The 25,983-nt window shown below is 42.6% G+C and carries 18 protein-coding genes; 6 read left to right on the forward strand and 12 right to left on the reverse strand.

Annotated features, from left to right (window positions below):
* The first annotated feature begins 242 nt into the window (after window positions 1–242).
* On the forward strand, window positions 243–677 hold the full coding sequence (locus FNW02_RS22415) for a hypothetical protein (protein WP_191759698.1): 435 nt from the start codon (window positions 243–245) through the stop codon (window positions 675–677).
* Window positions 678–733: 56 nt separating this feature from the next.
* On the opposite strand, the gene FNW02_RS22420 is transcribed toward FNW02_RS22415, so the two are convergent.
* On the reverse strand, window positions 734–2,722 hold the full coding sequence (locus FNW02_RS22420; protein ID WP_191759699.1) for an ABC1 kinase family protein: 1,989 nt from the start codon (window positions 2,720–2,722) through the stop codon (window positions 734–736).
* A 285-nt stretch (window positions 2,723–3,007) separates the two neighbouring features.
* Between FNW02_RS22420 and recN the strand changes: the two genes are divergently transcribed.
* Window positions 3,008–4,756, forward strand: coding sequence for a DNA repair protein RecN (gene recN / locus FNW02_RS22425; protein ID WP_191759700.1), 1,749 nt, complete (start codon window positions 3,008–3,010; stop codon window positions 4,754–4,756).
* A gap of 20 nt (window positions 4,757–4,776) precedes the next feature.
* Here recN and FNW02_RS22430 read toward each other — a convergent pair whose 3' ends face one another.
* A complete protein-coding gene (locus FNW02_RS22430) occupies window positions 4,777–5,685 on the reverse strand; it encodes an ATP adenylyltransferase family protein (RefSeq protein WP_191759743.1) in 909 nt (302 codons plus the stop codon).
* A gap of 199 nt (window positions 5,686–5,884) precedes the next feature.
* On the reverse strand, window positions 5,885–7,150 hold the full coding sequence (locus FNW02_RS22435) for a GAF domain-containing sensor histidine kinase (RefSeq protein ID WP_191759701.1): 1,266 nt from the start codon (window positions 7,148–7,150) through the stop codon (window positions 5,885–5,887).
* Between the two features lie 192 nt (window positions 7,151–7,342).
* On the opposite strand from FNW02_RS22435, the gene topA reads away from it, so the two are divergent.
* Complete coding sequence (gene topA, locus FNW02_RS22440) at window positions 7,343–9,505, forward strand: type I DNA topoisomerase (protein WP_191759702.1); 2,163 nt, start codon at window positions 7,343–7,345, stop codon at window positions 9,503–9,505.
* Window positions 9,506–9,514: 9 nt separating this feature from the next.
* Here topA and FNW02_RS22445 read toward each other — a convergent pair whose 3' ends face one another.
* A complete protein-coding gene (locus tag FNW02_RS22445; RefSeq protein ID WP_191759703.1) occupies window positions 9,515–11,716 on the reverse strand; it encodes an HAD-IIB family hydrolase in 2,202 nt (733 codons plus the stop codon).
* A 696-nt stretch (window positions 11,717–12,412) separates the two neighbouring features.
* On the opposite strand from FNW02_RS22445, the gene FNW02_RS22450 reads away from it, so the two are divergent.
* Together FNW02_RS22450 and FNW02_RS22455 are read left to right on the forward strand one after the other, a co-directional pair.
* A complete protein-coding gene (locus FNW02_RS22450) occupies window positions 12,413–12,826 on the forward strand; it encodes a YidH family protein (RefSeq protein WP_191759704.1) in 414 nt (137 codons plus the stop codon).
* Between the two features lie 58 nt (window positions 12,827–12,884).
* Window positions 12,885–13,304 (forward strand): YidH family protein, encoded by a 420-nt coding sequence (locus FNW02_RS22455; RefSeq protein WP_191759705.1) that lies wholly within the window; start codon window positions 12,885–12,887, stop codon window positions 13,302–13,304.
* Between the two features lie 233 nt (window positions 13,305–13,537).
* Here FNW02_RS22455 and aroF read toward each other — a convergent pair whose 3' ends face one another.
* The 8 genes from aroF to FNW02_RS22495 form a co-directional block, all read right to left on the reverse strand.
* Window positions 13,538–14,596 carry a 3-deoxy-7-phosphoheptulonate synthase gene (aroF, locus tag FNW02_RS22460; protein ID WP_191759706.1) on the reverse strand — a complete coding sequence of 353 codons (1,059 nt, stop codon included), beginning with the start codon at window positions 14,594–14,596 and terminating at the stop codon, window positions 13,538–13,540.
* Between the two features lie 253 nt (window positions 14,597–14,849).
* Window positions 14,850–15,320, reverse strand: coding sequence for a PAM68 family protein (locus FNW02_RS22465; RefSeq protein WP_191759707.1), 471 nt, complete (start codon window positions 15,318–15,320; stop codon window positions 14,850–14,852).
* Window positions 15,321–15,332: 12 nt separating this feature from the next.
* Window positions 15,333–15,602: a 30S ribosomal protein S15 gene (gene rpsO / locus FNW02_RS22470; RefSeq protein ID WP_191759708.1), complete on the reverse strand. Its 270-nt coding sequence runs from the start codon at window positions 15,600–15,602 to the stop codon at window positions 15,333–15,335.
* Between the two features lie 92 nt (window positions 15,603–15,694).
* Window positions 15,695–17,374, reverse strand: coding sequence for an alpha-amylase family glycosyl hydrolase (locus FNW02_RS22475; RefSeq protein ID WP_191759709.1), 1,680 nt, complete (start codon window positions 17,372–17,374; stop codon window positions 15,695–15,697).
* 524 nt (window positions 17,375–17,898) lie between these two features.
* Complete coding sequence (locus FNW02_RS22480) at window positions 17,899–18,300, reverse strand: CAAD domain-containing protein (RefSeq protein ID WP_225225838.1); 402 nt, start codon at window positions 18,298–18,300, stop codon at window positions 17,899–17,901.
* A 601-nt stretch (window positions 18,301–18,901) separates the two neighbouring features.
* On the reverse strand, window positions 18,902–22,666 hold the full coding sequence (locus FNW02_RS22485) for a CHAT domain-containing protein (protein WP_191759711.1): 3,765 nt from the start codon (window positions 22,664–22,666) through the stop codon (window positions 18,902–18,904).
* Window positions 22,667–22,795: 129 nt separating this feature from the next.
* Window positions 22,796–22,993 carry a hypothetical protein gene (locus FNW02_RS22490; RefSeq protein ID WP_191759712.1) on the reverse strand — a complete coding sequence of 66 codons (198 nt, stop codon included), beginning with the start codon at window positions 22,991–22,993 and terminating at the stop codon, window positions 22,796–22,798.
* Window positions 22,990–23,673: a hypothetical protein gene (locus FNW02_RS22495; protein WP_191759713.1), complete on the reverse strand. Its 684-nt coding sequence runs from the start codon at window positions 23,671–23,673 to the stop codon at window positions 22,990–22,992. The genes FNW02_RS22490 and FNW02_RS22495 overlap by 4 nt, the downstream gene beginning before the upstream one ends.
* Before the next feature lie 252 nt (window positions 23,674–23,925).
* On the opposite strand from FNW02_RS22495, the gene FNW02_RS22500 reads away from it, so the two are divergent.
* A complete protein-coding gene (locus FNW02_RS22500; RefSeq protein ID WP_191759714.1) occupies window positions 23,926–25,932 on the forward strand; it encodes a DNA polymerase III subunit gamma/tau in 2,007 nt (668 codons plus the stop codon).
* Window positions 25,933–25,983: the final 51 nt, after the last annotated feature.

Below are 25,983 nucleotides of genomic sequence, written 5' to 3' on the forward strand. Positions count from 1 at the left end.
TAGTTTAAGATAGCTGCAATGGGTAATAGTAAAAATATGAACTATAAATGTTGAATTATGAATTAGATTTATACTTCATCATTAACAATTCATAATTTGATCACCAATTACCCATTACAAATTAACTATCCCCAAAAAATAAATTAAAAATCTTGTTTTAATTTTATGGAAAGTTGGGCGATGTCGGTTTCTGTCTCACTCAACTTTCCCGACGAATTTTGAATTGGAGTAAAGCAACTGTCATGCTATATCTAGCCCAGGTGCGTAAAAACGATTTTTTAGACCAACACCAGTTACGCTTGTTGGCGCGTCAGGAAGCTGAAAACTTCTGGGTCATAATTCCAGAAGAGGCTTTCATTTTACTGGGCAAAGGAAACACCATGAGTGAGAAATTGCTTGTTTTGGTAGAACTTTCCCCTACAGGCGATATTGAAAGACTAGAAGACGCTACCAGCTGGGTACTAGGTCTAATAGAAAATTACCTCACAACCGGCATTACACCAGAATTTTTGCAGCAGGAAGCCGAGCGAGCAGAACATTGGCGGCAATCTCTGACGTTGCAAAACCAAGACTTGGCGCGTCGCTCCTTAGAATTGGAAGCCCGCCGTGAACAAATTCAAGCCCTAGAGGAAACGCTCAAACGCGATAAAAACGGTTATCACAAAGATGAAGCATAAAACGCTCTTGCATCTGTGTCACCAAATTCGTAATTAAAATCCCTAATTACGAATTACTACGACGCCAATAATTGCCGAATTAACTTTGCTATAGCTTTTTGCGTAAAACGGCTAGCGACTTGTTGACTTAAACGCTGCACACCCGGATTTACCAATAACTGAGCAACTTGGGGTGCAAGTTGTGCTGGGTCAAAGCCACGAGTTTCTCGAAGAATATTCAAGATACGTTTAATATGCTCCAAGGTTTGTTGTTGCTCAACTGTCGCCGCCGGAGTTTCGTTGACTGCTGTCAACCCAACTCGTTCCCGCAGCAAGTAGGTGAAGTTATGCAAAACATTTTTACTTAAAGCATCAAGTCCATTAACAGATTCATCTACTAGCTTGTCACGAATAAAAGCGCCGCGTTCCGAAGCCAAAAAGTCTATTCCCTGATTCAACACCAAGTTTAAGTCGTAGTCTTGGCTGTTACGCGCATTACGTAACAAGTTTTCTAAGCGGTTCCAGCGGAATCTCCCATCTTTAAACAACAAATCCTGTAGCGATGCTCTTAATTGCGGTGCTGGGTCAGTTAATAGGCGTTTTGAAACGTAGGGGTAAGCTTCGCTGAGAACTTTAAAGTTGGGGTCTATATATATAGCGATACCTTCCAGCGTTACCAGAGAGCGAATAATTAAAGCGTAATAGGGAGGTACACGGAAAGGATACTCATACATTAAAGCCGACAGTTCATCGGTGATACTTTTAATATTGAGTTCCGCAACACTGGCTCCTTGAGCATCAGCAAACACTCTCGAAAAAGCTGGGATAATTGGTGTTAAGTCTGTTTCTGGGGATAGAAAATCTAACTTAACGTAGTCTTTTGCTAGACCTTCAAAGTCGCGGTTAACGACGTGGACGATCGCCTCAATTAAACCATAACGCTGCGGCGGCTTAATCTCACTCATCATCCCAAAGTCGAGATAAGCCAATTTCCCATCAGGCATAGCTAACAAGTTACCAGGGTGAGGATCGGCGTGGAAAAATCCATGTTCTAGCAACTGGCGCAGAGAACACTGCACACCCACTTCAATTAAATAACGAGCATCTATGCCTTGGGCGCGGATTTCTTCTGTCTGGGTTAATTTGATGCCGTTAATCCACTCCATCGTCAAAACGCGACGATTTGTGTATTCCCAGTATATTTTCGGTACATATATGTCTTTTATATGACCATACAACTGGAAAAAACGCTCGGCATTTTCGCCCTCATGGATGTAATCCATTTCTTCAAAAATGCGATCGCCCAATTCATCCAAGATACCAACCAGGTCACTACGTACCCGTTTAACTCTTCTCTGCACCCAAGCAGCAAGGTAGCGCAGGATGTATAAGTCAATAGTGATCCGCTCTCTTAAGTCGGGGCGTTGAACTTTAACGGCGACTTCCTCACCAGTTTTTAACTTGCCTTTGTAGACTTGCCCCAAAGAGGCGGCGGCAATTGGCTGAGACGAAAGTTCAGCGTAAACTTCTTCTGGAGGCGCTCCTAATTCTTCTTTGATAAACTGATAAGCTATTTCGTTGGGAAAAGGCGGTAATTGGTCTTGTAGCCTAGTTAGTTCTTCCAAGTACATGGGGGGAACTAAATCTGGTCTAGTGGACAAAGCTTGCCCAATCTTGATGTAAGCAGGCCCCAGTTGTGTCAGCAATTCTCGTAGCTGATTGGCTCGGCGGCGGTCATTTTTGACGACAATTCCCCGACGGCTATCCCACCACAGTCCAAAAGCTAAGGAGAGCGTTGGCCGCAAAACTGCGAAAATCCGCCGCAAAACTTGCAGGGGTCTATTTTTGTAATACGCCTTTATCTCTACGGGATCGTAACGCGTCTCAGGTTCGGCTATTGTTGTGATATTTTGAGTAGCCAAGAGTCTTGGCGATCGCACAACTAAAGCCTGTGTACCATTTTCTGGAACTACTTCAGTATCATACAGTTCGTCTGGGCGGTTTGTGCCGCCACGACTGTCTTCCTGAATCGGTCGGGAACTAGGGGGAAGTGTCTTAACAATCATGAAGAAAGCCACCGGTCAGAACGATCATGTTAAGTATTGTAACAATATGTTGAAGATAGTGATTGAGGAATGGGCATCGGGCATTGGGTATTGGGTATTGGAAAAGAATTATTTTTTTGTTCCCCAGTCCCCAGTCCCCAGTCCCCAGTCCCCAGTACTTTGCTACACTTAATTTATGGGCGTATTAGTCTAATAGTAGTAGGTATTGCTAGTTGATGAAATATTTACTTATTGTCCTGTAAGTTAGAAGTATTTGGCATCTGCCCTCACGGAGAATTCGGCTTGATGTTGCTTTGCCTACAGATTGAAAACTTTGCCCTGATTGACCAACTAGAATTAGAATTTGGCGCTGGACTAAATGTGTTGACAGGTGAAACCGGCGCTGGAAAGTCGATTATCCTAGATGCTATTGATGCTGTTTTGGGCGGTAAAGTCTCCAGTCGAGTTATCCGTACTGGAACAAATCGGGCAATGGTAGAAGCCACTTTCACCTCAACCCCCCCCTTAACTGCTTGGTTGAGTGAACAAGAAATTGATTTGCTCGATGAGAATTCCGTAGTCATTAGCCGAGAAATCACGGCCACCGCTAGTAATATCCGCAGTCGATCGCGGGTAAATGGTGTATTGGTAAACCGCCAAATTATGGGGGGACTGCGCGATCGCCTAGTGGAAATCACAGCCCAAGGCCAAACTGTACAAGTCGGGCAATCTGCCCAAGTCCGCGACTGGTTAGATTTGTATGGTGGTAACTCCCCCATGCAGCAGCGTCAAAAGGTTGCTACTAGCTTCAATGCTTACCAACAAGCCCATCTAGCATTAGAAAAACGCCGGACATCAGAACGAGAACGTTTGCAACAATTCGACTTACTCACCTATCAAGTTCAAGAATTGGCAACTGCAAACCTCAGCGAACCCAATGAATTGGAACAGTTGGCGCAAGAACGGGAACGCTTGAATCATGTCGTTGATTTGCAACAGATGAGTTACAAAGTTTACCAAGCTTTGTATCAAAATGATCATGAGACACCAGCCGCAGCCGATTTGTTGGGTGACAGCGAGGTTACATTAAATGACATGGTGGAGTACGATGCTCAACTGCAACCACTATTGGACTTAGTAAGGGACGCGCAAACTGCGGTAATGGAAGTAGGACGACAAATTAATGCTTATGGAGAAGATTTAGAAGCCGATCCTCAGCGATTGGAGGAAGTAGAAGAGAGAATTCGAGAATTAAAACAAATTTGCCGCAAGTATGGCCCAACCCTTACAGAAGCGATCGCCTACTACCAAAGAATCCAAGCAGAATTAGCAGAACTGAACGATAGTGAACAATCTATTGAAAATTTGGAACAGCAAGAAAAGGCGTGTTTTGAAAAACTTACCCAAGCCAGCGATCAGTTAACTCAACTACGTCGTCAAGCTGCTGCTAATTTAGAATCACGATTGCTATCCGAACTCAAGCCCCTAGCGATGGAAAAGGTACAGTTTCAAGTAGAGATTCTGCCTACTTCTCCAACTGCTACAGGAGCAGACAAAATTACTTTTATATTTAGTCCTAACCCCGGAGAACCGCTACAACCTCTCACAGAAATTGCTTCTGGTGGTGAAATGAGCCGCTTTTTACTAGCGCTGAAAGCTTGTTTTTCTCAAGCTAGTACCGCTGGGACAATGGTGTTTGATGAAATAGATGTCGGGGTTTCAGGACGAGTAGCCCAAGCGATAGCCGAAAAATTACATCAACTAAGTCAGCGCAATCAAGTATTATGCGTTACTCACCAGCCCTTAGTCGCTGCAATGGCAGACCGTCATTTTCGCGTAGATAAGCAAACTATTAATCAAAACAAGGGTAAAAAAGCTAACAATGGTAACGGTGAACAGCGTACCGTTGTGCGAGTCACTACCTTAGATAATTTAACCACTCGCCGAGAAGAACTGGCACAGTTAGCTGGTGGTAAATCTGCAACAGATGCGATCGCTTTTGCCGAATCTCTATTATTGCAAGCTGCTAACCACCGCCGCCAAGAGGAAAGTTAACTTTGTGCCTTCGTGGTAATTTAGCTTAATAAAGCAACGTTCTTGAGTATAGTCATTGGGCCTTGATTCTTAAGAATCTGCATTTGTTCCTCATTTCGCACCAACAGCGCACCCGCAAAGCCTAATGAGTTCACAGATATAGACTGAAAATGCTCTTGCGATCGCGGTACAATCAACATCCATTCTCTCGTTGCTAAAAGATTGTAAGCACCAGATTGTCTGCCATCAACAACATCTAAACCCACAGCACGTAATAACTTGTGATAACAATCCAAAGTTGCCTCAGCCGTTATTAATGGAGACTTTGCCCAATGCGGGTCTATAGTTGCAAAAGCGTGTACAAAAGGAAATCCCGGTATAGTTGCAATAGAGTCCTGAAATTTTGCCGATGCCAACAACGGTTCAATGGGTATCTGCACTCCTGATGGTGTCAGTGGTAAAGGTACAACTTGTAAGTGCTTGTGTCGCTGACTAGCACCAGCACTCTTGCCACTGTTGTAGAATACTAAACCATCGAAATCAGCCAGACACGCCAACATAGCAACAAAATCTTCTACCGTCAGTAAGCTTTCTTGTTCCTCAAACACACGAGTAATAATTAATAAGTGATATTCAACAACATTAAATTTATTCAAAATACATACATGAGTGTCGGAAATATCCGCAACAAACAAATCCTCATCGTAGGGAAGAAATGGATTAAAATCCTTGCTAGAAGAAGCAGTTTGTTTTTTCTGTTGCTGTTTAGCTGCGTCCTTGCGAACAAGATTGGATAAAATTCGTACCAAAAAGCGCACTTCATTCTGTTCAACAAATTCAAACTCTGTTGGTATTGACAGCAGTGCTCCGCATTGTAAAGCGTGTTTAGTTCGGTCTTTGACACTTGTCCATAAAGTGCCAGGTTTTAGCAATATTTTCCCCTGCACCATTTCTTTTCCTGCCGACATGGTGAAATATTTTAGCAGTGTTCAAGTCTTTTTTCGTATGTCTTAATTACGAATTCATCTTTTGATTTTGCTAAGAAGGTATAATTCATAAAAAAATCCTAGTTTGTATTGAGCGATTCATCGCTCTTAACAAGTATTATTAGGACTAAAGTCCTCACTACAAACTTTAATTGATTTATGCCTAGCTAATTACCACAGGTAATTGCACACTTACTGTAGTACCTGTCAAAAGCTCAGAACAAATTAATAGTTCGCCACCATGAGCAATAACAATGCGTTTAGCAATAGCAAGTCCTAATCCAGTACCACAAGGTTTTGTAGAGAAAAACGGCTGTGAAAGCTTGGCAATAACATCCGATGGAATGGGTTCTCCGCCATTGTTGACATGAATGCAGACTTTATCTATTAGCGAGTTATTTACTTGCCACTTGATGATATCTCCGGCTGCAACTGCTTCGCAAGCATTACGAACAATGTTGATAAACACCTGTTTGAGCTTGTCTTTATCACCCAAGATTTTGATTACAGACGATGCTGGCATAAATTCGATTTGCCGGTCTAGAGCTTCTGGCATCTCGCAGATTACTATAAGCGACTCGCGAATGAATTCATTCACGTCTAATTCACAAAGCTGTAAAACTTGGGGCTTGGCGTAGAGTAAAATTTCACTTAATAGACGTTCTAGACGGTTGGCTTCGCTAAGTGCTAACGATAAGCGCTCTTGAGCAGATTCAATCAAAACGGTTTTCTGGAAATACTTTAATCCCATGAGCATTGTGGTCAAAGGATTACGAATTTCATGCACAATACTGGCTGCAAATTCTCCGATCGCTGCTAGGCGCTCCTGCTCTACCAGCTTAGTTTGAGCTGCACGCAATTGAGCGGTGCGTTTTTCGACTTCAGCTTCCAGAACACGATTAAATTGACACTGCTGCTGATAAAGATGGTAATGGTCGATCGCTGTTGCCGCACGTTCAGCAAATAGTTCTACAATTTGGATTTCTTCTAAAGTAAACTCCCGTGGCTGCTGGTGAAAAGAGCAGATAGTACCAATTACTTCACCTTGAGCAGTCCGCAGGGGTATTCCTAAATATGAGCAATAACCTTCTGGAGCGTCTCCATATTCTGGGTATTTTTGAGCATCTTCCACCGCTAACGATTGACCAATTTGGATGACACTGCCAGTTAATGAACCATGTAACGAATAAACATGTTCTCCCTCGCCCATATCAATACTACTTGCCAGCACTTTCTCAAACCCTGTTTGACACAGTGTGACAACTGACCAACCGACATCAAGTAAATCACTGACTCCGCAAGCAATATTGTGCAAATAGCTACTTAATTCCCCAGTTCGATAGTTTAAAGAAGACAAAAGTGCCATTGCCTGCCGCTCACGCTGCCACGGTTGTTGCAATAACATTTCATCATTACTGGCTTTGCTCATGGATGTCTATTGCATGGTAAGTTCAAAAATCGAATATTATGTTTTAAATATTACGGTATTAACCTAGGAAATTCGGTTAATTTTTTCTTATCCTAGGTCATAAAAACATGTTTAATATAGTACATAAATACTAAAATGTACTATAAAGAGTTAATTACCTACTTTTAGATAACATCCCAAAAAGCAGGTGCTATGCCGAAACGCCTTCTAGTCGTTGAATCCCCTGGCAAAGTCAAAAAGCTCAGTCAAATTCTGGGTTCTGAGTGGATTGTGCGTGCCAGTTGTGGACACATCCGAGAACTCAGCGATGAGGGCGAGTATTCATTAGGCTTCACTATGGATGGCAGGAGTATAAGATGCAACTATGTCCCTCGTGATCAACGAGCAAAGGAAACGATTCAGCAGCTAAAGGCAGTTACCAAGCAGGTTGATGAGGTTGTATTAGCAACCGACCCAGACCGGGAAGGAGAAACTATTGCTTGGCATTTGAAAGAAGTGCTGGGTTTAAGAGAACCGAAACGAGTTATCTATACTGAAATTACAGCATCGGCTGTTCGAGGAGCGATCGCCAATCCGAGAAAGCTCGACCTCAACTTGGTAGGTGCGGGATTGTGCCGAGATTGTCTGGATAAGCTAGTTGGCTACAAAGGAAGCCCCTTAGTCTGGGCGCTAAACAACGGAGCTAAAAGTGTTGGAAGAGTTCAGAGCGCTACATTACACCTGATTTGTCAGCGAGAAACAGAGATTTTGACTTTTGTCCCTCAAGACTACTGGAGTGTCTGGGTAGATTATGTTGTTGGGTTCCGTGCTTTTTACAAAGGAATGGTGAATACTCGCTCAGATGCACCGGAGCAGGAACTAGAAGCCCATGATGATGCAGCGGGTAATAGTAAGGATGCACCAGAGTCTAAACGGGTTCTCTCAGAAGCCGAAGCAACACGCTTAGTTGAGGAAGCACGGCGCTATCCTCATCAGGTAATTCAGCTTGAAGGAAAAGTTGTTCCTCGCCAACCACCTCCACCGTTTACCACCTCCACTCTCCAACAAGCAGCTGGTTCCAAGCTCAGATTTGCTCCAGATCAAACCATGTTTTTAGCCCAAAAGCTGTATGAGGCAGGGTTAATTACATATATGCGTACAGATTCAGTGATGTTAAGTCCAGAGTTTTGTGCCAGCGTGAAGCAGTGGTTAGAACAGCATGATCCGCAAAATGTACCGCAGCAAGTTGCCAAACATCGCAGTGCTAAAACAGCGCAGGAAGCACACGAGGCGATTCGTCCAACAGATGTATTTCGTCCCTCAGCCGAATTGCGCCAGGAACTTTCGGCTTTGGAATTTGATTTGTATGTGATGATTTGGAAACGAGCAGTTGCTTCTCAGTGTCGTGCTGCTCAACTGCGTAAAACTCAGGTGATTACTAAATCTGGTTCTTTGCTCTGGCTTGCTCGTGGGCAAGTGGTAGAGTTTCTCGGTTACGCTCGGTATTGGAATAACCTCAGTAAAGATACGATTCTACCTTCTTTGCAGCAAGGGCAGGCGCTAACCCTGGAAAATGCCGGACATGAGCAAAAACAGACACAGCCACCACCTCGTTACAGTGAACCCAAACTAGTGCAGCTCATGGAGCGTAAAGGAATTGGTCGCCCTAGTACCTATGCGCCAACTGTCTCAACCCTGAAAAATCGCGGTTATGTGCAGTTGACAAAAGAACATCTACAACCAACAACTTTGGGCCTAGAAGTTGATGCTTTTTTGGTCAAAGCATTGCCGGATTTGTTGGAGGCAGAATTTACTGCCAAGATGGAAAATGCCCTAGATGCGATCGCCCAAGGCAAACACTCTTGGCAGCACTATCTTACAGATTGGAATCAAGATTACTTTGCGCCAGCTTTAGCAAAAGCCAAGACTGTGGTTATTAGTTCCTCAGCTCTTAAAAAAGCTTCACCAGTAGGAGAGCGCAAATATGAAACTTCTAGAACTCGCTGTCAACAGTGCAACAACTTTCTAGCCAAAATTCCCAGTACTAAGGTCAAAAAGAAATACTTCCTCAAATGTATTAGCGGTTGTGAAGATACTGTCTTGTTTTGGAGCGATCTCAACAAAACTTGGGAACCACCTCGATCTAAGGCAGCTAAGGGTGAAAATCCTCAAAAGTCGAAAGCCTTGATCACAAAATATCCCTGTCCAGTATGTAAGAAACCCTTGGAGGAGTATAGCTACACCAAAGAAGGACAGAGCAAGACAATGCTCCGGTGTTCTGACCCTCAATCCCGGAATGACCGCAAGCATAAAGATGCGGTTTATTTCACTACAGCCAAAGGCTGGTGGAGTCCCAAGTTTGGCGAGTTAAAGTGAAATATTTTTTCAGACTGCCATCATTTCCGATTCTGTGTAAGAAAGAGTACCAAAAAAGTCATAGCGATCGAGTGCTTCCAAAATTCCCCATGCGTACTGTCCTTGAGCAAAGTAAATTTGTGGATAGCCACGCAACTTTTCAATTTCTTGACTGTAGTTGCTCACAACTACACCTAGCGTATTCCCGGCCAGCATCGATTCATCATTACCCGATGCACCTGCTACTAAAAAACGTTTGATTGGTAATCCCCACTTCAAAGCACAATAACGAATGGCGTCTCCTTTAGAAGCTCGGATCGGTAACAGGTCAAGATACATGTTATGGCTGTATATTCCTTTAACATGGAGCCGATGCCGTCGCAGATGACGCATGATTTCCTTAAAGGAGATTGGTTTGGCTTCATCAACAAAGTAGCTGAGTTTGAACTTACCTTGGACTTCCGGGGGTTGTGCTACCACTCCAGGCAGTTCCTCCATTGCTTTGCGAACAGCCTCAGCTTGCCAATGGTAACTAATATGTCTTAGCCAGTTCGTATCTGTGACTATCTGAGGCCCATAGTAGATTTCGCTACCTGCCGATACAATTAGCAGGTCTGGCATTGGAAACCGCCATTCTTCCAACATCTGTAAAGAACTTTGCAGGTTTCGCCCAGTAGCAATTCCCATACCGATATTGTTACCTTTATTACGCAGTTGCTCGATTAATTTTTGCAGAGCTTCTTGGTCGCCTAATAGAGTATTATCAATTTCGCAAACGAGAAAACGATCTGCGGTTGGTAAGCGGTTTGTGCTAGGTATCTTCCAATCAGGCAAGTCGGTTGCTGGAGCTTTTGGCAGGGGACTGAGCAGAGATTGGACTCGTCGTTGTGGCAATTGCAGCACATGTTCGAGATATTTCTCTACGTGGCTATCCCAAGAGAAATTTTCTTTCACACTATTCAAGCCATTGTTAGACCAACTTTGCCATTGTTCAGTATTGGTTAGCGCCGTTCGCAGAGCATCTTGGATTTGTTTGATATCGAGAGGGTCAATTAGCATCCCATTGTTACAAGCTGCCAGGATATCTCGCGGCCCACCATCTGATGTGGCAATAATTGGTACACCACAAGCTGTAGCTTCAATTAAGGTTAAACCAAATGGCTCAGTTAATGCCGGATTGATGAAGACTCCTCGTGTTTTCGCGATTAATCGATATAGCTCAGGCACCTCGTCGGCACTATGGTGCTTGGGATAAGCAACATACCCGTAAAGGTCGTAGCGGTCTATAAGCTGGAAGATTTCTGTGAGTACCTGGCGTGGGCCTGATTCCATCGTAGTGATGTCATCTCGGTTTCCTAACACAAGAACTAAGTTTGCTAAGTGACGCAACTGTGGATCTTCACCATAGGCTTTAACAAGAGTGCTAACATTTTTACGCATCGCCGCACGGGAAAGCGCCATAATAATCGGCTTTTGAGGGTCTATGAGAAATCTTTTTAATTGCTCATAGATTGGTGGTTCCTGCCAATTTTTAGGCACTGGGTAGAAGTGTTCCAGCGCTACCCCCGGAGGAATTACAACCATTCGTTGCGGCTGATAGTGGTCGTAAATGCCGTATTGCTGTGTTACTTCTTGATGGGTACTGGCAATGATTAACGCTGCACTCGCTAGGGTAGTTTCCTCGGCTTCAATTCGGGTACTTATATGAAAGTTATTTTCAATGGTTTCTGGTTTAGTTCCCTGTTCTAACAGTCGTTGTTGTTTCACACGTCCAAGGGAATGACCGGTATGCACAAGTGGTATACCTAACCAACCAGCAACTCGACAACCCACATATCCAGCATCGGCGTAATGGGTATGAATTACATGGGGTAATTTTCCAATTTGGCGTAGGTGCTTGAGTAACTCGTCTGCAAAGTTATCTAAATGTGGCCAAAGAACTTCTTTGCGAAGATAGCGACGCGGGCCACAGTTCAGGCGAATAATTCGAGCTTTGTCAGAAACAAGTTCTAGAGGTTGGGCGTAGTCGGAACTAACTTTGGGATCGTTAACTAAACGGGTTACTAAGTCTACACGCTCTACTTGTGGATTTGCGGCTAGAGCTTGAGCGAGTTCTAGCACATATCTCGTTTGTCCGCCAGTGTCAGCATCTCGTCCTAATTCTAAATTGTTACTACGAATTAAGCCGTGAACACTGACTAGTAGAATATACAACCCTGGGCTATTTGACATTGTGCATTCCTCAATGTTGTTGCATGACAGCCTAGGTAAAGCTTCTCATACACATGGGTATTGTATTGATCGCTGGAGTGTAAAAAAAATTATGCAGGTATTTGCAAGATTATAAAATAGATTTTCCTTCATTAAGGAATGTCGAATTTGTTACACCTGTTACAAAATAAGCTGGTAACTTCATAATCATTTCAACACATTGATTAATATTTATTACACAGTATTGGCTCAAAGTTTAAAAAAGAGTTGAAGTAGGACTAAAGCATTGACAAAATAGACAAAATGTATGTGAAAAAATAAGTTGAGAATTTCTGAAATCTACAATTAGTTTCTGCAAAATTTAATGGATTGTATTCACGTTTATGTTTTCATCAGGGAAAATTCGTGAGGAAGTTCGCTAATATTTAGCTAAAACAAAAAGAAGCCTCTCACTCGCCGCATTCGCGGAGCGGAAGCACCAGAAGGTGAGTGCGTGGAGTATGTCATAACATGGTCTAGCTTCCTTCATTGCAATCTTTTTATGCCGGAAACCATTACTGACGTTTGCATCTTAACATTAGCATTCATCAGTTTATTTACAGCGCTTTGCAAATGAATAGACTACAAATAGTAGAATGGACAATGTATAAAAAATTCTCTATGATCACCATTTAAAATATTGGTGGGCATTGCCTACCTTACAAAAAACACTGTCAAATGAATGACCCTATTCCTACTCGCAAATTAGTTAATATTCAAGCCGAACTTGCCAAAGAGCGCAACCGAGCTGCGGCTGAGCGTACCCTGATGGCATGGATTCGCACCTGTCTTACCCTAATCAGCTTTGGCTTTGGGATTGATGCGATCGTGAGTGCTGTCCATAGTTTAGAAGTGGCTAAAAACATCAATCCTGTGCGACTTTCTCGGATTTTGAGTATTGCTTTTATTGTCCTGGGTACGTATGCCATGATCGTTGCAGCGATAGAACACGGCAAAGAACTACGTCATATCCAGAGTAACGAGGAATATCTTTACACGCCGCGCCGCTCTTTGGGATTGACCGTTGCGATCGCACTAGTCTGCATTGGTATTTTTGCCTTTGTGGGGATTTTGGTAAAGGCAACTTTTTAATTCAGCCTATGGAATTCTTACGTTTGCTATCAATTCTGCTCAGTCCAGAAAGCTGCTCATGAGTTCTAACCCTTTCAAAAAACTAACTAGCCTCACCAACGAATTAGCTAAAGAGCGCAATCGCGCTGCTGCTGAACGAACCTTAACAAGCTGGATTCAAAATTGCTTATCTTTAATTGGGTTTGGTATTGCTTTTAATCGGATTTTTAGTGCGCTCCATCGAGCGTTTCCTAAGAATAATACAGTTATCAACGCGAGATGGACTCACATTATTGGTTTGAGTTCAATTGCTTTGGGCATTTTTCTGTTAATTATAGCTATTTTTATATACCTGATGAATGTTCAATCACTGAAGCGAAATGACTATTTATATAGACCAATTCGCTCGTATAATCTGATGAGCATTACTATTGGTTCAATTATTCTATTTGGCTTGGTTTCGTTAATTGCCGTTTTCACTGTTATTGCCTGGGGTTAGCGGCGAAAAAACCCATTATTTCGTAGAGACGTTGCAATGCAACCTCTCTACAGTTAATGAAAATTGGTCGTTTTGCTGAAAATAAATCGGGTTTTTGCGATTACTGAATCGATTAATTATTCAGCGCAAATGTACTGAAGGGACACAAACGTAAGTTCGCATACAAAGTAAACGCAAGAAGTGCTAGTTATGAAAACCTAGCACTTTTTATAGATGAAGTTGCTCACCAAATTTTAAGCGATCGCCACTGCTGGTTGTTGCCAGCGTCCCACTGCTTTAGCAATCACTGCTAATTCTGGCATCAGCTTGTCGAAACGGTCTGGTGTCAGAGATTGGGGGCCATCGGATAAGGCTTTAGCGGGATTGGGGTGAACCTCAATCATCAGGGAATCAGTGCCAGCCGCGATCGCAGCCATTGCCATTGAAGGTACAAATTCAGACCAACCTGTGCCGTGGCTGGGGTCAATCATGATTGGCAGGTGAGTGAGCTTTCGCAACACTGGTACTACTGATATATCCAGAGTATTTCTAGTATACTGGCGATCAAAGGTGCGAATTCCCCGTTCACATAAAATCACATTGGGATTTCCCGCTGCCATAATATACTCAGCTGCCATCAACCAATCTTCAATGGTAGCCGCCATTCCCCGCTTCAACAGAACTGGTTTCGGCTGTGCTCCCACTTTTTTCAGCATGGAAAAATTCTGCATATTCCTAGCACCTACCTGGATGACATCAGCAATTTCTGCGATTCTATCCAGGTCGGCGGCGTCCATCACTTCTGTAATAATACCTAGTCCACTGACTTGCCGTGCGATCGCTAACAATTCCAAAGCACTCTCGCCATGCCCTTGAAAGGCGTAGGGAGAAGTCCGGGGTTTATACGCTCCACCACGCAGAAATTTTGCTCCAGCTGTCTTGACGCGCCGCGCCGTCTCTACAATCATTTCTTCATTTTCTACCGAGCAAGGGCCTGCAACGACTACCAAAGGATGGTGTTCACCAAACACAACTACTCCACTAGGAGTGTCAACCACAACTTCAGAAGCTTCCCCGTGGCGGAACTGGCGACTAACCCGTTTGTAAGGTTGCTCTACCCGCAACACTTGCTCAATCCAGGGGCTAACTTCCTGAATTTGTAGCGGGTCTAAGCTGGCTGTTTCACCCACTAGACCAATCACTACTTTGTGTTGACCAATAATTTTTTCTGGTGTCAATCCCCAGCTAGTTAGTTCCTCGCTAACGCGGTTTATTTCCGCTTCTGGGGAACCGCTTTTCATTACAACAATCATATGAAAGTTCCTAATTAGTAAAGTAAATTCTTTAGTAAAGAGGCATAACTTTATTGTTACCTATCCGCTTAATTACAAATAATTAAAATAAGATACAGCGCTCAGTAATTTTAAGACTGAATAACTGAATATTGGGTACAAAAATAATTATAAAATTTTAATTAGTAATGTTGAAGTTATAAAATTTCAACTTCAACATTCACTTTAAAATTTACCCAATCTGGCAGTTATTTTGATGCCTGAGCGCTGGTAACTATACTTTCTTTTGCCGAGTTTCGCGCCAGACCGCTACCATTCGTCCCCAATTGATGCTGAATTCGCCAAAACCCAATAGACTTCCAACTCTTTCTTCATCCCAAGAAGCAGAGAGAACGCCGTAAGTTATCCCTAACACCCCCAACCCAAATAATCCCATGTTGACCAATAACACGGCGATGGGAGGTAATTGAATGTCGGAGTAAATGGCAAGTAGATAGCTGACAACTAGGGTAGTGATGCCCAAAGCTGTTGGTACACCACAGAATCCAGCCACTCGTCGGAGCATCCGCTGGCTGACGACTTGGGGAATTGCCATTTCTTCTTTGGTGTAAGGCGGTTGCTTGCGAGCCTGTTCCTCAGAAGTCTTTAAATTTGCTGGTGGCTTACTTTGAGTTTTTGCAGGTTTTGGGCGCTTTTTATTCGGTTCAAAAGGCAAGCGACTGCGTTCAGATTCTTCAGTAGACATAAGCTTTCGCTCCTATCCACGAATACCGAGACGAGCAATTAAAGCTAGATACTTTTCCCGGCTTCCTTGCTGGATATAAGCCAGAAGACTCTTGCGCTGACCAATTAGCTTCAAAAGTCCCCGCCGGGAAGAATGGTCTTTCTTGTTTGCTTGCAGATGTTCGCTAAGGCGGTTGATCCGCTCAGTTAACATGGCAACCTGGACTTCGGCAGAGCCGGTATCGGTTTCGTGAACTTGGTAGTTGGAGATTATTTCCTGTTTTCGCAGTTGCGTCAGAGCCATGATCGATTTAATTTCTAGTTTTCTAAATGTATGCAGCAGTCTCCCATAATATCACAGCCCTTAAGCTGGATGTGGAATCACCTTTGTTGCTACTACTGAGAAACAAATATCTTGGCTGTATAGCTTGGTAAGTTCGTCACTAGACCATCCTCTCCAGCTTCCAATTCACAGTTACCAAACCAATCTCGCCAGTATTCAGCTGTTGGAAAGTCTGAAATTTCATATTTATTTAGATTCTGGTCGGAGAAATTTGCTACGACTACGACATAAGAATCCTCTTCATCCCAACGGGTGTAAGCCAGTACTTTGGCATCGGTGTTTTCGTGGAAAAACTCTATATTGTCACTTTGCAGAGCTAGATTTTCCTTGCGTAAAGCAATAAGTTTTTTGTAAAACTCAAGTAAATCTCGATTCTGCTTGTCTTCTAACAAAGACCAAGTAATTTTCTGCGGCTTAGTCACACTTTCACTTTTGGGTTGGTGTTCGCCAAATTCGCCTCCCATCCATAGCATCGGTATACCCATTGCTGTCATTAACAGAATGGCTGCTAACTTCGCTCGCCCAAATGCCGCCGCATCAAAGATGCCGTGATTGCCTAATTCTCGGAATAGACGATCGCGATCATGAGTTGCCAAATAATTTATCACATTTGTGGCGATCGCATATCCTTGCTGTCTGGGGTCTAAAACCTGCTTTAATTGTTCTAATTCAAATTTTTCTCCACAAATCAGTGGAACCACAAAATAGTGAAAACTCTCATGCCAACAAGCATCTAAAGGCCCATCTGGCTTGACTACAGTACTTGTATCGGGAATACGTTCGGCAATATTATAAAACTGCTTGGGTGTAGCGTGGTTTTTCGCTTGCTTAGCCAGCCAGTCTAGAAATTCAAAGTTAGCTAATTGACTGACTGCATCAAACCGAATTCCATCAATGTGATACTCCTGAATCCAAAATTGCACTACATCCCCAACGTATTTCCATGCAGGCTTAACATCTAATTTTTCATCGTAATTATTATAGTTAAACTCTGGGCCCCAGTAATTATCTGGGTCTTCTGGATAATGCATGTGTTCGTAGTACCAGTAATTCCGGTCAATCAGCATTAAAGGGCATTCTTCATCTGTATGGTTATAAATTCCATCCATCAAAACGCGAATGCCTCTACCATGACACTCATCAATCAACCGCTTTAAATCTTCTGTTGAACCATAACTAGATTCTGTAGCGAAGAAGTGACGCACTTTATAACCCCAGCTATAGTCACCAGGGTACTCATTTACTGGCATTAATTCAATTGCATTAATTCCCAATTCACAGAGATAATCTAACTTTTCAATTACTCCTAAATATTTACCTCGTTTATCAGGCTCAACCTCATCACCTGTAAAATCTGCAACATGCATTTCATATATAATTAATTCTCGATTATCAGGTAACTGTGTTTCGTCGTGCTGCCAAATGTAAGTATCAACAATACGTTGCCCATCTTTTATCCGCAATAGTCCAAGTTTTTTTTGTTCATTAACATCTGTTGCGTTGGGGTCAATCACATCTACCCATTCATCAGGTGCAAAATTCGGACTTTTACTTTGAACGCGAAACTTGTATTCATAAACGCCGTCTTCTAGTTTTACTTGAGTCCGAAAATACCCATCTTCACCCTTTTGCATTGGTATTTCTTGCCAACTAGAAAAAGACCCAATTAAATTTGCTCCTTGATTTCGAGGAGCAAACAATTTAAATTCAATTAAACTTGGTGTTTCACCCATTGAAGGGAGTTCCTATACTAACAATTAATAAAAACATTTTGTAATCTAATAATATTTTTAGCGTCTTTCTCAAGTCAGAATTATATACAGTGTTTTCTAATCTGCTGAGGTAGGAACTTATAGCATGCTGAAGCGCGGATAGCTATGGTTTAGCCCGTATAAACGCACCCTACGGGATATTGCTACATACTTTTCGCTGCGCCTCTGCGTGACACAAAATCCATCTTCTCAATCAGCAACGCCAAAATTCGAGACTAAAACCCAAAACCTAAATTCTGCAAATTGCCAGTGAGTAAAACACTATCCTAAAACAAAGCAGCTAAACGCAGATATAGCGATCGCAATTGGTAATCTACAAATTTCAATAAAACAGATACAAAAGCACGTCAACCCAGATCATTTACCAAATTTCTTAGGTAGACATGCTTTATTGATTGCCGTTTTAACCAACATTTTGCAGCAATTCCATACAGAGAAACGTTGCAAGAAAAGCACAAACTTTTTTAGTCACTACCATGCTACGGTTAACTCATCGGTTCTGAGACATTTTCGCCTGCTATTTGCTCTTTAATAGAACGCATTTCTGCGGCTAATTCTTGGCGAGTAGAAGCTTTGAGAAAATAGCGGAAAACAGACCAAGTTACGTAACCAATTCCAACCAACTCAAAAAATGGAGATACAAGCGGAATATCATTTATTGCATCTACTATTGCCAGTAGTATCCTGAGTCCAGTAACCCCCACCACAAGCAAAGCAAAGCTAATAACTGGCAGCTTGTATTCATTGAAGAAGTTGACTACGTATTCCGGTAGGCGTTCCAAAAAATTAGAAATTTTTCTGCCGATTTCTGAGACTCGCTCACTAGATTTATTCGCACTTGGTAGTGTTGATAAATTTCCTGGCTGTGAACTTTGAACCGTTGTCATACTATTTGGTGAGGTAGCGTCAACGAAGTCTGATTGTTGTACTTGGCTTTCCATAGGTTATAAGAAAAAATTATTTCTTCACAAATGTAATAATACCATTTCTACATTTTTTACTCTAATTCTCATCAGCCTCTTGGAATAAGTTTTCTCTCTCAAAGGTTATAAGGTAACGTTTTAATTTTAAATTAACAAAAAATATAAAAATTTAGATTTTAGTTTATTTAGATATCTTGTCTAAACTAATACGTATGAATAGTATATTTTATTGGCTTTTGTTATAAAAAGGCGTTGGGAAAACCATTCCTTCTAGGGATAGGATGAGATGAAAGAAGCCTTTTTAGACAGTTGACTGTTAACAGTTAACAGTCAACTGTCTTTCGTGTTATCCCATTTCCTTTTAGGGGTGGGATGAGCTTAATTTTTTTATTTCATGTTTATTACTAGCCTGTGGCGACACAATAGAAATATTTTAGATAGAGTAATATTCTGTAAAGCTATATGGGTGGAGATTATTAATTACCACATTTAAGACTGGAAGATTTTAACACCATTAATTTTAAAATTTTTCAGATTTTTAACTGCTATTTAACATCTAAAAACTTTAATTCGGCTTACCCGTGATCATAAATGCTGCCCAGTAGTAAGGATGATTATAAAGCTTTTTCTCTGATACCATTTTACTACTTCTATATAACTGGGTTGCCAAGTAAGCTTTAATTCTCAATTCCTCTGGTTGCAAGTTATTTAATAAATCTTCATACCATTTTGTTAGTTCTCCAGCAGTTAGTTTTTTCAGCCACACTGTTGCTTCTGCTAAAGCAGTAGTTGCTGATTTATTTGGCTGTAACCTTCGGTAAAACTCTATCATCACCAAGGCGCTAGCAGATGATTCTACAGTCCAAAGAGTACTAACTACATGAGGAACTCCTCCGCTCAGAAAACTACTAACTAAACCTACATATTCAGTGCTGATATTGTGGTTACTAGTACTGATATTTTCACAAGCAGACAGGGTAACAAGGTTTAAACTTGCGAGATTTTTTTGGTGGATTTCTTCTAAAGTCAGTTTGTCTTCACCTGCTAATGCCAATTCTGATTTTTTAGGCTCACTCAAATTGTTAGTGACATGACCCGTAAAATGAAATATGTTGTAATCAGCAAAGGCATTTTCTACAAGATTTTTTGTGGCTTGTGTTCCCTGAAACCGCTGGGTATTATCGAACATCTGACTAACAATTTCAGATTCAAGTTTCGCAAATTTCAGTTGAGGATAACTCACACTATCTGGATATTCAACACTAAGTAATAACTGATTATGCCACTGTTGAATATTTTCGGTTTTGATTGATAAACCTACTTGAGCGCTAGGCAAATAAGTAATTGTAAAATTCGCCTCCATATTCGGTAACTCTTCCTCGGATGGAGAAGAGAGATGGAAAAGTGCGTGAATAGGCAATCTGTGCAAGTCACGGTGGAGAATTAAAATCAGTTGAGTGACACCTTCAAGTTCTTGTACAATTGTGGAAATATTCAGGATGTTTTTTAGCTGCAACAGCTTTTCTTCCATATCCACTCGCCAGGAATGCTTAGCTTTACTTTCTTTATCTTGGGCGGTATTATATTCCTGGTATTGTTGATGCCAATCTTCCAGCCAATCTTCAAATTCAACTAAACGTCGCGCCGCTTCGGGTAAAGGCAATTCATTGAGACGTACAGCAGTTTCACCTGAAGATATTGTCCCTACATCTTGTATAGGTGTAAAGAGCAAAATTGGTGATGGCGCTCCATCTTTGAGAATGAAAGTGTGTAAGGCTGCTGGGCTGATGTGCCAGTAAACAATTGCTGTTGTGGGATTGAGTAATTGTTGAACTGCACCATAATTGAGTGATGAGATTTCCTCACTCCAACCAAAGAGCAGCCAGTTTAAACAAGCATTTTTGCCTTGTTCTGCCATTTCCCAAGCTTCCACTAAATCACCTGATTCCACAGCTAAATCAACTGCTAATTGACTAAAGCCTGAAAATTTCAAAGCTAGCTGTTTTTTACTTTCATCAGAGCGAGTTGCTTCACTTAGCAATTGTTGCAATAAATCTGTGCCGCGTTGTTGTAATTCTGGTACTTGTGTTGTTTGTCCTAAACCCACAAGCACTTTGCTTAGAGATTGCAAAACCTCCAGATGCAACAGAGCAAAATCTTCTGATGTGAGGGTTAACAACGCCTGGTGATATTCAGCTACAGCTTTGCGCCAATCATCGCGAGGTTTGGAATTTTTCTTTCCTTGTTCATAGTAAATATTACCGATCGCCAGATGCAATCTACCCCAACCTTCTGGGTGGGTATCTGGGCGCAGATGTTTCAAACCTTCCTCGTAGCTGGCTAATTTCCCCTCAAAGCCTCCTTGTTGTAGGGCGTTACTCCCGTCGGAATTAACTAAATGTCCCGCAGCAGTTCCCCGACCAATCCAAGCTTCCCAATAGTCCTGTTTGATTTGCAAAGCACTGTCATAGCAGGCGATCGCTTCAGTATATTGTTCTAAATGAAACAGGGCGATCGCCTGGTTATACCAAGCCAAGTGAAAGTCGGGTTTGATGGCTATGGCTTTGCGATAGGAAGCGATCGCTTCTTCACGCCGTCCTAAGTTGTCTAAAGCTATACCTCTGTTATACCAAGCTAAGTAAAAATCGGGTTGGTCTGAGAGGGCTTTGTCCCAAGAGGCGATCGCTTCTGACCATTTTCCTAAATTAAACAGCACTACACCCCGGTCTATCCAGACTTCGTGGAATTCCGGTTGAATTTCTAGTGCTCTGTCGTAAGATGCGATCGCTTCTTCATATTGCTCACCTACAGCCAGTGCTATACCTCGGTAATACCAGTTTTCTTGGTCTTCTGGTTGCAGATTTAAAGCTTGGTCATAACTAGAAATTGCTTCTTTAAGCCATCCTAACTTGAGCAGAGCTAAACCCCGGCTAGACCAAGCTTCTTGATAATCCGGCTTGATTTCTATGGCTTTATCAAACGAGGCGATCGCTTCTTCAAAGTTTCCTAATTCTCCCAGAGTTCCACCATGTTTGTGCCAAGCTTTGTAAAAATCTGGTTTTAGTTCTATGGCTGTTTCGTAAGCTGCGATCGCTTCGGTAAAACGTTCTAAATGAAACAGTGTTAAGCCTCGGTTGAACCAATATTCGTGATAACTTGGCTGAAGTTCTATAGCTTTGTCATAAGAGGCGATCGCTCCTAACAAATCGCCAGTTTTGGCTTGGTGAAGACCTTGGTAAAACCATGCTTGATCTGGCGTAACTGCATTTGATTGATGAGTCTGTCGCTCAATTATACTTGGGGTATTGCCTGTTTGAATTGCCAGATTAGAAGCCAGTTGTTGGACTAAATTCGTACTCTGATCTAACCTCATCCACAACTCATCTAAAGTGTACGCTACATCTGGTTCTAAATTTACCAATGAGTTATCCCAGGTTGGCTCAGTGGGAGTAATGAGATTTGCTGCTTTTGTTGATCTTCTAGTTGGGGTATTCTCTTCTTCGTACCCCCACTTTAGTTCGCCTAAGTTGGTGATTGAATCTTCTTGTGTGGGGACGAGGAAACCTGCTGGTTCTGTAGTTTGGGCATCCTCTTCATACTCCCCTCTTATTTCTTCCAAGTTATCCGTCAATCTTTCCTCAACAGCAGCGTTTTCTGGTGCTGGTGCTACTGTCTTTGCAACTTCATCATATTCCCATAACTGTTCGCCTAAGTTGCGGATCAGTTCTTGCCCAGGAGATGTTGGTAGGATTTCTTCAGGTGCTATGGTTTCGACAACATCATCGTGCTCATCATATTCCCATAACTGTTCGCCCAAGTTCCGGATCAATTCTTGCCCAGGAGAGTTAGACAGGATATCTTCAGGCACATTGGTTTCGACACCATCTTGCGCCTCATCTTCATACTCTATAGGTAGTAAGTTTTCTGTAGGTAAGTTTTGCATCAATAACCGTGTACCAATGTCATAGGCAAGGTCGCCTATTCTACCAACGTCTAATTCACCCAATTGCACCATCCGCGTCGCTAACTGATGATTCGGTGTAGATGAATTTAGCAATGTTTCGCCAAACATCTGCAACCAATCTATCCAGCGCTCAGCCGGAACGCGATTTTCTAATCGCCGCAGATAACTCAATACCCATTGCTGTCCTCGTTCTTGATGCACGCCTTCCAACAACTGGGCAAACAATTGTTCCAGATCCGCATTGGTTAGTTCTGGTAGTGATCTTACGAGCTTGTGCCGCCTTGCACCCTTTAGAGAACGAGTCTGCTTACTGCCAAAGGGGCGCTTCCAATATCTATTAAGCCAATGCAATAGCCGCCTGAGCATCTGCCGCACTCTTGGATTTTGTTTCTCCTAGATTGTAGCCATCGTTGTGTTAAAAAAATCATGAATTACGTAAAAACCCACTATATATGGACAACGCTGTCATCATAACTAGCAAAAAATACACAAAACTTAACTAGTAGTCGCCTTGGAGTAGGGGGAGTAGGAGAACAAGGGAAAAAGAAATACTGCTGTTGACTGATGACTGATGACTGTTGACTGTTGACTGTTGACTGTTGACTGTTGACTGTTGACTGATGACTGTTGACTGATGACTGTTGACTGTTGACTGTTGACTGTTGACTGTTGACTGTTAACTGATTTGGTCAAGTTTCTGTTTGCTCTGTATTTGATTGACCAGCAGTATAAAACTGATTCAACAATGCATCGACAATAATTTGTGGATCATCTGTCTCAATTGCCAGTTGTTGGGCCATCTGCTGGCGTAAGTTCTCATCTTGCTGCAACATCAAAAATAACTCTTCTAGGGTGACGCTTTGGTATTCTTCCTCCGGGGGGTTTTCTGTGCCATTTATTTCTGTGACTACTGGGGAGGTTTCTTCAAGCGGCATCATACTGAGATGATCCGGGCCTTCGTATTCCCAAATTGGTTCGCTTTGATTACGCGTCAGCATTTGCATCCCAATATCATAAGCAACGTCTCCGATTTCGCCGATACCCAACTCGCCCAGTTGCACCAACCGCGCAGCTATCTCATTATTAGGTGTTGGTGATGCTAGCAATCTTTCACCAAAGCGCCGTAACCACTCGACCCAGCGTTCAGTTGGAATGCGATGTTCAATATTATGCAGCCACTTCAGTGCCCACGCTTGCCCTCTTGCCTGATGTACTCCTTGTAGAAGTTCATTGAAGAGAAATTCCAAATCTGTATCAGTTAGAGGTGGTGCTGGTTGTTTTTGCACATCCATCCTAACTTTCGAGGCAGTCTGTTTTTTACCAAACAAGCGTTGAAAAAGTCTTTTGAGCCACTGAACTAGCCGCCTGAGCATTTGCTGCACCATTGAGTATTGCTTACCCTAAGATTGTAGCGATCGCAATGTATCATAACCTTACTCCCATCAATAAAATGTGTAGACGGGAATTTCCTGATCTCTTCTAGAGTATGACAACATCTACAAAGCAGCGCCAACTGAGTATATTTATAGCGGCAGACTTCTGATGGAATTAGTTAAAATAGTTAAATACCAAACTCGACTCGGTGCTACTAATCAACGTTAAAAGGCATTGAAGTCCATTTCTCCATGTCTTACGAACCCCTGCACCACAAGTATCGCCCCAAGAGTTTTGCTGAACTGGTGGGCCAAGAAGCGATCGCTACCACCCTCACCAACGCAATTCGTACAGCTAAAATCGCCCCTGCTTATTTGTTCACTGGCCCAAGAGGTACAGGGAAAACTTCTAGCGCCCGCATTCTTGCCAAATCTCTCAATTGTTTGAAAAGTGACAAGCCCACTGCTGAACCCTGCGGCGTGTGTGATGTTTGTCAGGGAATCACCAAGGGTTACTCCCTAGATGTCATTGAAATTGATGCCGCTAGTAACACTGGTGTCGATAATATCCGCGAACTGATTGAAAAGGCGCAGTTTGCTCCTGTGCAGTGTCGCTACAAAGTTTATGTAGTGGATGAATGCCACATGCTCAGTACTCAGGCGTTCAATGCGCTACTAAAAACACTAGAAGAACCACCGAAACATGTAGTTTTTGTCTTGGCAACAACTGATCCACAGCGAGTTTTACCAACTATTATTTCGCGTTGTCAGCGGTTTGATTTTAGACGCATTCAATTAGAGGCGATGGTGAGACATTTAAGCACCATCGCCCTTAAAGAAAACATTACTATTTCGCCTGACGCTGTTACCTTGGTAGCCCAAATTGCTCAGGGAGGATTGCGCGATGCTGAAAGTCTACTCGATCAATTAGCTTTGTTATCGGGTGAGGTGACACCAGACCGAGTTTGGGATTTAGTCGGTACGGTAAGCGAACGTGACTTACTAGCACTTTTAGATGCGATCGCTCAAAATAATCCAGAAGCCGTTCTGGACTGCACCCGCAAAATCCTAGATCTTGGTCGAGAACCGTTAACTATTCTTCAAAATCTCGCCACATTCTACCGCGATTTACTGATTGCTCAAACTGCACCTAACCGTCACGATTTAGTTACTTGCACTCGCCAAACCTGGACAGCGCTAGTTGAGTTTGCCCAAAAATTGGACATGAGTACAATTTTGGCGGGACAGCAACACCTCAGAACAGCTGAAGTACAAATTAAAAATACTACCCAGCCACGTTTATGGTTGGAGGTAACATTACTCGGATTGTTACCCAGTGCAACGAATATTCAGCCACAAGCTCCAAGTATCTCACCGCGAGTTAATACACCTGCTGTATCTTCACATCCTCCAGCAGTTGCTAAAAATCACCCAGTCTCTTCTTTACCTTTAAATGAGCCGCAAACAAATCCCAATTCTGCATCCCTCAACCATCATCTAGCAGTTGCCCACAATCACCCTGTAACTTTATCTCTTCCAGATGAGCCGCAAACAAATCACAATGCTGCTAACTCATCACCACAAAGTCTAGAACCTGTATCTGTTCCGCCGCCACCTGCAAGAATTGAACCAGTAACCTCAGAAGTGGTTGAGACATCACAATATGACTTAACTCAAGTTTGGCAACAGGTGCTTAATAATCTCCAGCCAATCTCAAGGCGAGAACTGCTACGTCAAATGTGCCATCTTATTGAGTTTGATGGTGCTGTAGCTTGTATTGCGATTAAACAAGTATGGTATGAAAAAGTTAAATCTGATCTACCGATGATTGTGGCGGCTTTTCAGCAGACTTTCCAACATGAAGTCAAGGTAAATCTGGAAAAAGGAATTTCTTCGACCTCTACCTTAGACAGAAAAGAGCCTCCACCAAAAGACTCTACTCGTGTTCAGCAACCACCTACTCCCAGTTACAAGAGTCAAATCCCGCCTCCAGCACCAGTACCGCAACCAGCCAAGCAAGCATCAACAATAACTGAGCCGATGGCGACAAATGGTGGAAGTGCAATAAAAACTTTGCCGCCAGCGCAACCCCAAACACCCCCTGCCAATTGGGAACCTGACGAAGTAGCGATCGCAGCTCAACGCTTAGCAGAATTTTTCAACGGACAAGTGATCCGCTTCACAGAAGATACCACAGAGTTTTCTGACTCCATGACTACCCCTGAGTGGGCAGAGGAATCAGAATTTGATGACGAGTAACAGGGATTGAGTATTGAGGATGTAAGTATTGGCAAGATTTACCCAGTCCCC

The sequence above is a fragment of the Komarekiella delphini-convector SJRDD-AB1 genome (assembly GCF_014831675.1).
GTDB lineage: Bacteria > Cyanobacteriota > Cyanobacteriia > Cyanobacteriales > Nostocaceae > Komarekiella.

Coding starts and splice junctions, on each gene's coding strand:
- FNW02_RS22415 (WP_191759698.1), top strand. CDS start 243: ATGCTATATCTAGCCCAGGTGCGTAAAAACGATTTTTTAGACCAACAC.
- FNW02_RS22465 (WP_191759707.1), bottom strand. CDS start 15,320: ATGTCTACTGAAGAATCTGAACGCAGTCGCTTGCCTTTTGAACCGAAT.
- FNW02_RS22475 (WP_191759709.1), bottom strand. CDS start 17,374: ATGGGTGAAACACCAAGTTTAATTGAATTTAAATTGTTTGCTCCTCGA.
- recN (WP_191759700.1), top strand. CDS start 3,008: ATGTTGCTTTGCCTACAGATTGAAAACTTTGCCCTGATTGACCAACTA.
- aroF (WP_191759706.1), bottom strand. CDS start 14,596: ATGATTGTTGTAATGAAAAGCGGTTCCCCAGAAGCGGAAATAAACCGC.
- FNW02_RS22495 (WP_191759713.1), bottom strand. CDS start 23,673: ATGCTCAGGCGGCTAGTTCAGTGGCTCAAAAGACTTTTTCAACGCTTG.
- FNW02_RS22430 (WP_191759743.1), bottom strand. CDS start 5,685: ATGGTGCAGGGGAAAATATTGCTAAAACCTGGCACTTTATGGACAAGT.
- rpsO (WP_191759708.1), bottom strand. CDS start 15,602: ATGGCTCTGACGCAACTGCGAAAACAGGAAATAATCTCCAACTACCAA.
- topA (WP_191759702.1), top strand. CDS start 7,343: ATGCCGAAACGCCTTCTAGTCGTTGAATCCCCTGGCAAAGTCAAAAAG.
- FNW02_RS22445 (WP_191759703.1), bottom strand. CDS start 11,716: ATGTCAAATAGCCCAGGGTTGTATATTCTACTAGTCAGTGTTCACGGC.
- FNW02_RS22480 (WP_225225838.1), bottom strand. CDS start 18,300: ATGACAACGGTTCAAAGTTCACAGCCAGGAAATTTATCAACACTACCA.
- FNW02_RS22500 (WP_191759714.1), top strand. CDS start 23,926: ATGTCTTACGAACCCCTGCACCACAAGTATCGCCCCAAGAGTTTTGCT.
- FNW02_RS22450 (WP_191759704.1), top strand. CDS start 12,413: ATGAATGACCCTATTCCTACTCGCAAATTAGTTAATATTCAAGCCGAA.
- FNW02_RS22420 (WP_191759699.1), bottom strand. CDS start 2,722: ATGATTGTTAAGACACTTCCCCCTAGTTCCCGACCGATTCAGGAAGAC.
- FNW02_RS22485 (WP_191759711.1), bottom strand. CDS start 22,666: ATGCTCAGGCGGCTATTGCATTGGCTTAATAGATATTGGAAGCGCCCC.
- FNW02_RS22455 (WP_191759705.1), top strand. CDS start 12,885: ATGAGTTCTAACCCTTTCAAAAAACTAACTAGCCTCACCAACGAATTA.
- FNW02_RS22435 (WP_191759701.1), bottom strand. CDS start 7,150: ATGAGCAAAGCCAGTAATGATGAAATGTTATTGCAACAACCGTGGCAG.